Source organism: Mesorhizobium sp. M0293 (genome assembly GCF_040321735.1).
GTDB lineage: Bacteria > Pseudomonadota > Alphaproteobacteria > Rhizobiales > Rhizobiaceae > Mesorhizobium.
Genome location: NZ_JAMYSA010000158.1, coordinates 1 through 11,189, shown reverse-complemented (window position 1 = coordinate 11,189; position 11,189 = coordinate 1). Strand labels below are relative to the sequence as shown.

Annotated in this window: 9 protein-coding genes; 6 read left to right on the top strand and 3 right to left on the bottom strand. The window is 62.8% G+C overall.

Annotated features, from left to right (window positions below):
• Positions 1 to 262: 262 nt before the first annotated feature.
• A complete protein-coding gene (locus tag NKJ06_RS32160; RefSeq protein WP_352633096.1) occupies positions 263 to 1,840 on the bottom strand; it encodes a trimethylamine methyltransferase family protein in 1,578 nt (525 codons plus the stop codon).
• Positions 1,841 to 2,093: 253 nt separating this feature from the next.
• On the opposite strand from NKJ06_RS32160, the gene NKJ06_RS32155 reads away from it, so the two are divergent.
• The 6 genes from NKJ06_RS32155 (at position 2,094) to NKJ06_RS32130 (ending at position 9,548) form a co-directional block, all read left to right on the top strand.
• A complete protein-coding gene (locus NKJ06_RS32155; RefSeq protein ID WP_352633097.1) occupies positions 2,094 to 3,269 on the top strand; it encodes an MFS transporter in 1,176 nt (391 codons plus the stop codon).
• Between the two features lie 94 nt (positions 3,270 to 3,363).
• Positions 3,364 to 4,533 (top strand): MFS transporter, encoded by a 1,170-nt coding sequence (locus NKJ06_RS32150; protein ID WP_352633098.1) that lies wholly within the window; start codon positions 3,364 to 3,366, stop codon positions 4,531 to 4,533.
• A gap of 70 nt (positions 4,534 to 4,603) precedes the next feature.
• Entirely contained in the window at positions 4,604 to 6,673 is a 2,070-nt protein-coding gene (locus NKJ06_RS32145) for a prolyl oligopeptidase family serine peptidase (protein WP_352633099.1), read from the top strand.
• A gap of 261 nt (positions 6,674 to 6,934) precedes the next feature.
• On the top strand, positions 6,935 to 8,314 hold the full coding sequence (locus NKJ06_RS32140; RefSeq protein ID WP_352633100.1) for an aspartate aminotransferase family protein: 1,380 nt from the start codon (positions 6,935 to 6,937) through the stop codon (positions 8,312 to 8,314).
• A 141-nt stretch (positions 8,315 to 8,455) separates the two neighbouring features.
• Positions 8,456 to 8,821: a hypothetical protein gene (locus tag NKJ06_RS32135; protein ID WP_352633101.1), complete on the top strand. Its 366-nt coding sequence runs from the start codon at positions 8,456 to 8,458 to the stop codon at positions 8,819 to 8,821.
• A gap of 82 nt (positions 8,822 to 8,903) precedes the next feature.
• Positions 8,904 to 9,548 carry a cytochrome c oxidase assembly factor Coa1 family protein gene (locus tag NKJ06_RS32130; RefSeq protein ID WP_352633102.1) on the top strand — a complete coding sequence of 215 codons (645 nt, stop codon included), beginning with the start codon at positions 8,904 to 8,906 and terminating at the stop codon, positions 9,546 to 9,548.
• Between the two features lie 301 nt (positions 9,549 to 9,849).
• Here the strand turns inward: NKJ06_RS32130 and mmsB are convergent, their stop codons facing one another.
• Positions 9,850 to 10,734 (bottom strand): 3-hydroxyisobutyrate dehydrogenase, encoded by an 885-nt coding sequence (gene mmsB / locus NKJ06_RS32125; protein ID WP_352633103.1) that lies wholly within the window; start codon positions 10,732 to 10,734, stop codon positions 9,850 to 9,852.
• Between the two features lie 43 nt (positions 10,735 to 10,777).
• The gene (locus NKJ06_RS32120) at positions 10,778 to 11,146 is read right to left on the bottom strand and encodes a four helix bundle protein (RefSeq protein ID WP_352633104.1); all 369 of its coding nucleotides are present in this window, start codon (positions 11,144 to 11,146) and stop codon (positions 10,778 to 10,780) included.
• Between the last annotated feature and the right edge of the window lie 43 nt (positions 11,147 to 11,189).

Genomic DNA, 11,189 nt, shown 5'->3' with positions numbered 1-11,189 from the left:
TCGAAGCAATGCTTCCGCCTGAATGCCGCATGCCTGAGCTTTCCTGCTCGCCCGGTTGTGCCTGTTTTGCGGCTGCGCGTTTCGCTAACGCCTTCCCCCACTCCGTCGCCGCTTCGCGGCGCCACCTCTCCCCCCTCCGGAGGGAGAGGAAGGGAGCCAGCCTGTATAGGCTCGCGCCTTTCCTCTTCCCCGTCGATCGGGGGAGAAGTATCGAGCGAAGCTCGACGGAGTGGGGTCGACTGTTCATCAACAACACAGACGATCAAAAATCGGTCGGCGCGCCGCCCTCGGACCGGCGCTTGGCGACGAAGGCGTTGAGTTCCTCGCGGACGGCCGGGTCCATGTAGGGCTCTTCGTAGGACGCAAGTCGTTCTTTCCAGACTTTGTTGGCCTTTTCGAGCGCCGTCGGCGAGCCGGCTTCCGCCCAGGTCTCGTAATTGCGCCAGTCGGACAGGATCGGCGAGTAGAAGGCGGTCTTGTAGCGGTCCTGCGTGTGCTGGGTGCCGAAGAAATGGCCGCCGGGACCGACCGACTGGATCGCGTCGAAGCCAAGCGCCTCGTCGGAAAGGTCGAGCGGGGTCAGGAATTCCGCCACCATCTGCAGCAGGTCGATGTCGAGAATCGTCTTCTCGTAAGAGCAGCGCAAGCCGCCTTCGAGCCAGCCGGCGGCATGCATCATCAGATTGCCGCCGCCCTGGATGGCACCCCACAGCGAGAACACGCTTTCATAAGCCGCCTGGGCGTCGACCGTGTTGGCGGCGCAGGTGTTGGAGGTGCGGTAGGGGATGTTGTAGCGGCGGGCAAGCTGGCCGCCGACGAGCTGCGCCTTCATGTATTCCGGCGTGCCGAAGGCCGGTGAACCGGACTTCATGTCGACATTGGAGGTGAAGCCGCCATAGCCGACCGGCGCGCCCTTGCGCACCATCTGCGCGAAGGCGATGCCGGACAGTGCCTCGGCGTTTTGCTGCACCAGCGCGCCGGCGATGGTGACCGGCGCCATGGCACCCGACAGGGTGAATGGCGTCACGACGACGACCTGGCCCTTGCTCGACATCTGGATGATGCCTTCCATCATCGGCACATCGAGCTTGAGCGGCGAATTGGTGTTGATGATGGTGAAGACGGACGGCTCTTCGAGCAGCTGTTCGTGGCTAATGCCGCGCGCGATCCTGGCGATCTCGATGCCGTCCACATTGCGCTCCTTGCCGAGCGAATAGATGTGGAACACCTTGTCGGTGAGCACGCTGAGATCGCGGATGCATTCGAGGTGGCGCACGGACGGATGGATATCAGTCGGCTCGACCGGATAGCCACCCGTGCAGTTCAGGATGTTATGCATCTGCGCGAGTTTTAGGAAGTTGCGATAATCCTGCTGGTTGCCGGGCCGGCGGCCACGATCGATATCGGAGCAATTGGGCGCCGACGCCATCATCGAGATGATCACATTGTTGCCGCCAAAGCGCACATTGTGCGCGGGATTGCGGGCATGGATGGTGAACTCCGACGGGCAGTGCGACACCAGTTCGAGGATCATGTCGCTGTCGAAGCGCACCCGCTCGCTGCCGTCGCGCACGTCGGCGCCATGCGCCTTCATGATGCGGCGGGCTTCGTCATGCAGCACGTCGACGCCGATTTCCCTGAGCACGCGCAGGGAGGCGAGGTGGATCGATTCCAGCTCGTCGTCGGAAACCAGCCTGGTTGGAGTCAGCGGATTTTTCAGCTGGCGGAAAGCCGGCTGCTCGAACGCGGTCGAGCCGCCGGCGCGCTTTCCGGCGCGGCCGCCGCGACGGGCGCGATCGGTGGCCAATGCCGGTTCTGCTGGTTGTAGGGCGGCGGTCATGATGGTCCTCGTACGATGCGATAGCGGGCGGCATAATGGACCGGCGGCTGTCCGGCCATTGCGGAGGCGGCGACCACTAGGGCGAGGGAAGCGACATGTCGGATCGGCAGTTGCGTGGCCGCGACATCGCCCCGATTGCGTTGCCGTTGGCGCAAACGGATTTCGCCGGCCGGCCCTTCCTTTCCCCGGATCGAACCAGTAGCTAGTCGGGCTTGCCGGCCGGATGGCCAGCACATTTCACACGGATGACGGCATGGTCGCGACCGGCTCGAGCGAAGGCGAAGCGGGAACGCAGTGGGCAGCGCTTGCCGGCGTCACCGCGGCACTTGCCATGTTCGGCGCGGCGCAAGGGTTGAGTTCGCCGCTGTTCACGCTTCTGATGCAGAAGCAAGGCATGTCGCCGGCGCTGATCGGCCTGTCGGCGGCGATGATGCCGCTCGGCCTGATCCTGTCGGCTTCGTTCGTGCCGGCTGCGGTGCGGCTGGTCGGCGCGCGCAACCTGGCGGTCGGCTGCTCGCTGATCGGTGCGCTCTGCTTCCTGGGCATCGGCTATCTGCAGGACTGGGTGGCCTGGTTCGTCATCCGCTTCATCATCGGCGTGGTCATCAACCCGCTCTACATCCTCGGCGAGGTGTGGGCGCTGTCGCTGGCGCCGCCGTCGCGGCGTGGCCGGGTGATGGGAGCGTTCAACACCGTACTCGGCGCCGGCTATTCGGCCGGACCGTTGGTGCTGACGGCAGTCGGCACAGCGGGCTGGATTCCCTTTCTTGTCGGCATCGCCGGCTTCGCACTCTGCGCGGCGATCCTGCGCGCTGTTTCGTCAAGCCTCGCCGGCTTCGAGGACGACGGCCAATCGTCCGGCGGCTTTTTCGGTTTCGCCAGACTGGCGCCGGCGCTGCTGTTTGCCGTGCTGGTTTCGGCAGCGGTGCAGCTGTGCACTTACGCATTGATGCCGGTCTTCGGCTCCGCCTATGGCTTGCCTGAAAGGGTACTGGCGGCCCTGGTGATGGCGCTGTCGCTGGGCAACATCTTTCTGCAAATTCCACTTGGCCTGCTTGCGGAACGTTTCGGCGGCCGGGCGATGATCATCTTCTGCGCAGTGGCGACGGCAGCCTGTGCGGTTTTGCTGCCGGTGCTGATCACCACGCCGGCGATCTGGCTCGTTCTTCTCGTCATGGGTGCGGTCGGCTATGGCGTTTATACCATGGCGCTAGTCGAACTCGGCACCCGGTTCAAAGGGACGGCGCTTGTCGCCGGCAACGCAGCTTTCGCGCTGATGTGGGGCGCTGGCGGTATCGTCGGACCGCCCGGCGCCGGCGCGCTGATGCAGGCCATCGGTCCGCTGGGCTTGCCCGTGGTGATCGGCGGCCTCGATGCGGCGCTGGTGGCCTTTGTGCTCTACCGATCCTTCAAGCGCCGAAACTCCTGACAGGGTTTGGCTGGAGCAAGCGGTTTTTCCCTGAGAAGGGCTTACTCCCACCGGACAGAGAAGCTAGTCCTGAGGCCCTTGATTAGGTGTGATGATGGACCTGACGAAAACCGGCAACGAGACGATGCAGTGGGCGGCGATCACCGGTGTGATCGCCACGGTCTCGGTATTTGCTATCGCCCAGGGACTGTCCTATCCGCTGTTGAGCTTTATCTTGCAGCGTCAGGGCGTTTCGCCGGCGATGATCGGCCTGTCGGCGGCAATGACGCCGATCGGCTTCATCGTGTCGTCGCCATTGATCCCGTCGCTGGCGCGGCGGTTCGGGGCAGGGCGCACGGCGCTCATTTGTGCCGCGCTTTCGGCGGTTGTGCTGGCGCTTATCGGCTGGACGCAGAATGCCTATCTCTGGTTTCCACTGCGCTTCCTGATCGGCGTCGTCACCAATCCGCTTTACGTGCTGAGCGAGATCTGGGTGATCGCTCTGGCGCCGCCGGCGCGACGCGGTCGCGTCATGGGCGTTTACTCGACGATCATCTCGGCCGGTTTCGCGGCCGGGCCGCTTTGCCTGCTTGCCGTCGGCACGGAGGGCTGGCCGCCATTCCTCGTCGGCATTTTTGGCTTCGTGCTGTGCGGCATCTGTCTGGCCTCGGTGCTGCCGCGCTTGCCCAAGGTCGACGAGGCCGGGCATCAGGTTTCGGTGCTTGGCTTCGTGCCGCTGGCCTGGCTGCTTTTGTTTGCCGTCATCGTGGCTGCCGGCTTCGAACAGGGCGCGCTGGCCTTGCTGCCGGTCTACGGCACCCATCACGGCATCGCCGAGACCCGCATGTCTGCGCTGCTGTCGGTGATGATCGCCGGCAACATCGCCATGCAGGTGCCGCTCGGACTGCTGGCGGAAAGGCTTTCCGCGCGCCTGGTGCGGCTTGCCTGTGTTTCCTTGACGGTGCTCGGTTGCGTGCTTCTGCCGCTGCTCATCGAGACGCCGCTGATCTGGCCGATGATCTTCGTCTGGGGTGCGGTTTCCTACGGCATCTATACGATGTCGATCATCGAGCTCGGCGAACGCTTCACCGGTTCCACACTGGTCGCCGGCAATGCCGCCTTCTCCTTGATGTGGGGCGTCGGTGGCATCGCCGTGCCGCCGCTTGCGGGCGGTGTCATGGATATTCTGGGCGCCGGCGGGCTGCCGATCACGCTTGGCCTGATGTGCCTGGCGTTGGCCATCGCGAGCCTGGCTGGTCGGCGGAAAGCCTCAATCGTGCGCTGAACATATTGAATATCGGACACAGCATATCGATGTTGGCAGTGCCAAAAGCGACGCGTTTATCGGAGACCTCATGACCAAGCCTATCCAAAAACCAAGATCCGCCACCGAGATGAACGATCCCTTTCTCTGGCTGGAAGACAGGACAGCCAAGCAGTCGCTCGACTGGGTGCATCGCCAGAACGAGGTCACGGTTGGCGAATTACAGGGGGATCCGTCCTATCAGGCTTCGTTCCAGACCGCGCTCGACCTGATGACGGCCGAAGACAACATCGCAGTCGGCGCAGCACTCAAAGGTCATGTCTACAATTTCTGGCAGGACAAGACCAATGTGCTCGGCCTCTGGCGCCGCACGACGGTTGCTTCCTACAAAACCGAAAAACCCGACTGGGAAACGATCATCGACTTCGACCAGCTTGCGGCGAAGGAGGGGATCAAATGGGTTTTCGGCGGCGCAAGCCGGCTCTATCCGGACTTCAATCGCTGTCTGGTGAGTATGTCGCCCGATGGCGGTGACGCCAGCGAGATGCGTGAATTCGACATCGAAACGAAATCCTTCGTAGAAGATGGGTTTCGCGCGCCCGCATCCAAGTCGGGTTTCAGCTGGCTGGACAAGGACACGGTCATCGTTTCGGCGGCGTTCGAGGAGGCCGACAAGACCGAATCGGGGTATCCGCGCGTGGTCAAACTCTGGAAGCGCGGCACCAAGCTGGAAGACGCGACACCGATCTTCGAGGCGCAGAAAGAGGATCTCGCCGTTGGCGCAGCTGTCGAGTTCGACGGCGACAGGCGCTATTTGATCCTGGCCCGGACGCTGAATTTCTTCGCTTCGCACATCTTCCTGCGGCTGCAGTCCGGCGAAAACAAACAGCTGCCGCTGCCAGACGACATGACCGACACCGCGATCTTCAGGGATCAGCTCGTCTTCGGTGTGCGTAGCCCGTGGACGGCGCCCGACGGCACAGTGTGCAAGCCTGACGGCCTCTACTCGCTGGATCTGGCGCATTGGGTCGATACCGGCACGCTCGGCCCGGTGGAGACATTGTTCGAGCCGACGTATCGCGTTTCCATCGCCGGCATCGCCCGCACGCAGGACCGGCTGTTCATCAGCCTGATGGACAATGTGCGCGGCAAGGTCGTCGTCTGCGAGCGGGTCGATAGCCGCTGGGCGCTGAAGCCGGTGGCGCTGCCCGAAAACGGCAATGTCGGCATCAGCCATGCCGAGCAGTTCGGGTCGAGTGTGTCCTTCTCCTTCACTGATTTCCTGACGCCGAGCTCGATCATCTGGTCGGACGACAATGGCGAGACGCTGGACACCGTGAAATCGCAGCCGGCGCGTTTCGATGCGTCGCCGCTGATCTCGGAACAGTTCGAGGCGCGCTCGAAGGACGGCACGATGATCCCTTATTTCGTCGTCAGGCGACGAGACCAGAAGGGCCCGGTGCCGACGCTGCTCTATGGCTATGGCGGCTTCGAAGTGCCGCTGCTGCCCGGCTATGCCGGCGTGCGCGGCAGACTGTGGCTGGAGAAGGGCAATGCCTACGTGCAGGCCTGCATCCGCGGCGGCGGCGAGTTCGGCCCGGCCTGGCATCAGGCAGCGCTCAAGGGCAATCGCCAGAATGGCTTCGACGATTTCGCAGCGGTTGCGCAGGACGTCGTTAGACGCGGGATTGCGACAGCAGCCTCGCTCGGCATCCAGGGCGGCTCGAATGGCGGCTTGCTGACCGGCGTTTCCTTGACGCAGCGCCCCGAGCTTTTCGGCGCCGTCATCATCGAGGTGCCGCTGCTCGACATGCTGCGCTACACCGAACTGCCGCCCGGTGCTTCCTGGATGGCCGAATATGGCGACCCGTCGAAACCGGAAGACGCGAAGTGGCTTTCCGCCTATTCGCCCTATCAGCATGTCGATGCCGGTGCTGCCTATCCGCCGGTATTGCTGACCACCTCGACCGCGGATGACCGGGTCCATCCCGGGCATGCGCGCAAGATGGCCGCCCGTCTGCAGGAAGCCGGTCATGCCAAGACGATGTTCTTCGAGGAGACAGAAGGCGGGCATGGCGGTCGCGGCGACCGCCGGCCGCAGGCGGCGCAGACCGCGATGAAATATGTCTTCCTGCAAAGAGCACTGGCCGGGACGGCATAACCGGGAGCTTAGCGTTACTGACGCAAAGGGTAGTTCACCTCGACCATCCTTTGCTCTAAGGTGCCGGCCATGGCTCTCGAAGGGACATTGGCTGGCGCATTTGGTCTTCGTGCATTGCGGGTCGCGGTGACACCGTCACCGCGCACGCTGCGCGCGGAGCTTTTGCGGCTGTGTGCCCGCATCGGTTATTCGCCACCTGTCTGCCTCTGACGCATTCGCCCCGGCTTGGGCCGGATAGAATCCAGAGGAAAGATCACATCCATGACCTATCAGAATTATTCGCTGAAGCAGCTTCAGCAGATCGATGCCGCGCATCATCTCCATCCATTCACCGACCACAAGGAACTGCGCGAGGCCGGCTCGCGCATCATCACCCACGCCAACGGGCCGTTCATCTACGATTCCGAAGGCACGGAAATCCTCGACGGCATGGCCGGGCTGTGGTGCGTCAACGTCGGCTATGGGCGCGACGAACTGGCCGAGGCCGCCTATGCGCAGATGAAGGAGCTGCCCTACTACAACTCCTTCTTCAAATGCTCGACGCCGACACCGGTGCTGCTGTCCAAGAAGCTGGCGGAAATCGCACCGAAGAACGTCAGCCAGGTGTTCTACGGCTCCTCCGGCTCGGAAGCCAACGACACGGCGCTGCGTCTCGTGCGCCACTACTGGGTGCTTGAAGGCAAGCCGCAGAAGAACCGCATCATCTCGCGCAAGATGGCTTACCACGGCTCGACCGTTGCCGGCACGTCGCTCGGCGGCATGGATGGCATGCACAAGCAGCTCGGCGGCGCGGTGCCCAACATCGTCCATGTGATGATGCCCTATGCCTATGAGCTGGCGTTGCCTGGCGAGAGCGATCATGATTTCGGCCTGCGTGCGGCCAAGGCCGTCGAGGATGCGATCCTTGAAGCCGGCGCCGACAAGGTTGCCGCCTTCATCGGCGAGCCTGTCATGGGAGCAGGCGGTGTGAAAATACCGCCGCTCAGCTACTGGCCGGAGGTGCAGCGCATCTGCCGCAAATACGATGTCCTGCTGATGCTGGACGAGGTCATCACCGGCTATGGCCGCACTGGCGAGTGGTTCGCCGCGCAGACGCTCGGCATCGAGCCGGACACGATCACCACGGCCAAGGCGCTGACCTCGGGCTATCAGCCGCTGTCGGCATTGCTGGTCGGCGACCGCATCGCCTCGACGCTGGTCGAGAAGGGCGGCGAGTTCAATCACGGCTACACCTATTCAGGCCACCCGGTGGCCTGTGCCGTGGCGCTGAAGAACCTCGAGATCATCGAGCGGGAAGGACTGGTCGATCGCGTCCGGAACGATACCGGCCCTTATTTCGCAAAGGCGTTGCAGGAGCGCATTGCCGGGCACGATCTGGTCGGCGAGGTGCGTTCGATCGGTCTGATGGGTGCGATCGAGATCGTCAAGGACAAGGCGACCAAGGAGCGGTTCCTTCCGGCTGGAAGCGCGGCGGTGACCGTGCGCGACCACGCCATCGCGCACGGCATGATGCTGCGCGCCACCGGCGACACGATGATCCTGTCGCCGCCGCTGATCTGGACCCGTGATACGATCGACATGGTCTGCGACCGCATCTCGAAGGCGCTAGATCTGGCGCAAGCCGATCTGCGCAAGCGGTAGGGCTCGACCCCTAACCGGGCGTTCCTCGGCAGGAGCGCCCGGCCTCGACAACATGATCAAGCGACGGGGAATGAATTCCATCCCCAGCGCGTAGTGTGTGGGGCAGCGGCTGATTCGGCCGCGACAAGGGATTTTGTTTCCATGGGAAAGACCAGCAAGGGCCGACGGACGCAAGAAGCGGCCAGCATCGGCGGTGACCTGATGCTGGCACCGCTGGTGGCGATGATGCGTCTGCCGTTGATGGCCATGGACGCCGGGAGCCGCCAGCCATGGGGCACGGAGACGGCGCGTGCGGTGAACGAGAAGACCGTTGCCATGGCCGAAGGCGCGCTTGCGGCGCAAATGTCTTTCCTGCAGTCGGCATCGCGGTTCTGGCCCGAGGTCTTTTCCGGTCGCACGCCGTCCCTGTTCAACGGTGTTGCGGCGGAACGCTCGATCAGCGCTGCGCTGAAGCCGGCAAGCCGTGCCGTGAAGGCGAATTTTCGCCGACTGTCCAACAACACCTGACCGAGGTTGCGGAACTTTGATTTTGCGCATCGAGGAGTGCATGCGCTAGAACCAGTCGGTACAGTTGCCGATGGGGGACACGATGGCCGGACAACCGCTCAACCAGCCGGCTGAAATTCCAGCCGAACTCGACCGCTGGAACTGGGGCGCCTTCTTCCTCAACTGGATCTGGGGCATCGGCAACAGCACCTTCATCGCGCTGCTGGCGCTGATCCCGTTGGTCAACATCATCATGATCATCGTGCTGGGCGCGCGCGGCAGTCGCTGGGCCTGGCGGAATCGCGCATGGCGCGACGCGGAGCAGTTTCGCAAGACGCAACGCAACTGGGCAATCGCCGGCCTTGCCGTGTGGGTGGTCGGGATCGGCGGCTGTGCGACGATGGTCGGCAGCATCCCCTACGTCCTGAAAGGCAGCGATGCCTATCACATGACCATGGACAGGCTTCGCGCCGACGACCGCGTCAAGGCCGCCCTTGGCGATGATGTGACCGACAGTTTCTGGGTCGGCGGTCATCTCAATGTCAATGCGAATGGCGCTGGCGACGCCCAGTTCAGCATTCCGGTCCACGGCGCCAAGGGCAAGGGCACTGCCTACTCAACCGCTGTCCGCACTGCCGGCACGTGGGGTCTGCGCCTGCTGGTCGTCAGGCTCGAGGGAGCCGATGCGCCGATCGTGCTGATCAACGAAGATCATGTCCCGATCCCGAATGCGGCAATCGGAATATAAACCGGACTGGGCAGATGAACCGGCGGAAACGCAAAAACCGCGCTCCATCGGGAACGCGGCTTTGCCAGATACGCATGGCGCTTCGCTACTCAAACACTTTGCGAAACCTACGGCACTTGTCGAAACTTACGGGCTCCGGTACGCGAGACCTGATCCGGAGCGCCGGGCGGATGCGATATGTCCGCCTCGCAATCCGTTTTAAAGGGACATCGTTACCGGGGGGTTATCGAGAGCTTAAGCAAATCTAAATTTGCATTTTTTCCGCGCGAGGAAATCGGAAAAAGCCCGCCAAATCCGTTGGTTACGCTGGGTTGCCGCGCAGAAAATTAATTATGCCGGAGAAATCGGCGCCGCCATGTCCCTGGGCGTTGAACAAGGCATAGAGCTGGGCTGCTTCGGCGCCAAGTGGTGTCACCGCGCCCGCGCTTTGCGCGGCTTCCTGGGACAATTTCAGGTCTTTCAGCATCAGTGCCGCTGCAAATCCTGGGTTGTAGTCCCTGTTGGCGGGCGAAGTCGGCACCGGGCCGGGCACCGGGCAATAGGTGGTCAAGGACCAGCACTGACCGGAGGACGTCGAGGCGACGTCGAACAGTGCTTGATGCGAGAGGCCGAGCTTTTCCGCCAGAACGAAGGCCTCGGCGACGCCGATCATCGAGATGCCGAGGATCATGTTGTTGCAGATCTTGGCCGCCTGTCCGGCGCCGTCGTCGCCGCAATGGACGATACGGCCGGCCATCGGCTTCAGGACCGGCTCGGCGGCAGCGAAAGCTTTGCTGGCGCCTCCGGCCATGAAAGTCAGCGTGCCGGCCGCAGCACCGCCTGTGCCCCCCGAGACCGGAGCATCGATGGACAGCAGGCCGTGTTTGGCGGCTATGGCATGCGCCTTGCGCGCTGATTCGACGTCGATGGTCGAGGAATCGATGAACAACGCGGCCTTTTTCGCCTTGGGCGCGATGTCTTCATAGACCGACAGCACGTGCTTGCCGGCCGGCAGCATGGTGATCACCACGTCGGCATCCTTCACAGCGGCCGGTGCGTTGGCCATGATGAGGACGCCATGCTCGCGCGCGACGGTAAGGTTTTCCGGCACCAGGTCGAAGCCGTGCACGGCATGCCCCGCCTTGACTAGGTTGGCAGCCATTGGATTGCCCATGTTTCCGAGGCCGATGAAGGCGATGGTGGTCATCGTGGTGCTCCGTGATTTGGCTAGGCAGTAGGCAGTAGGCAGTCTATTCGGGTGCAAGTTTGAAAATAAGCTGGCGAAGCATTTTGCCGATGCCCTCGGTCGATGTCAGCAAGTGATCAGCTTGATCATGCGTGGCAAGGCCAATGCGTTCGGCGATCTGGAGGTGTGTCTCGAACTCCTTCAACGAGCCCTGGGCAATCCTGAGAAATTGCTGATAAGAGCCTCTGTTGTCTCGGCCATAGCCTTCCGCGATGTTTGCAGGAATAGAGTTTGCAGAGCGGCGGATTTGGCTGGTCAGCCCATACAATTCCTCTTTTGGCCATGCCTTGGTCAAGGAATAGGTGGCGACAGCCAGGTCCATCCCGTGCTGCCACACGATAAGATCCTTGTATGAATTGATCTTGCCGGTCATCTCACTGCCTACTGCCTACTGCCTACTGCCTACTGCCTACTGC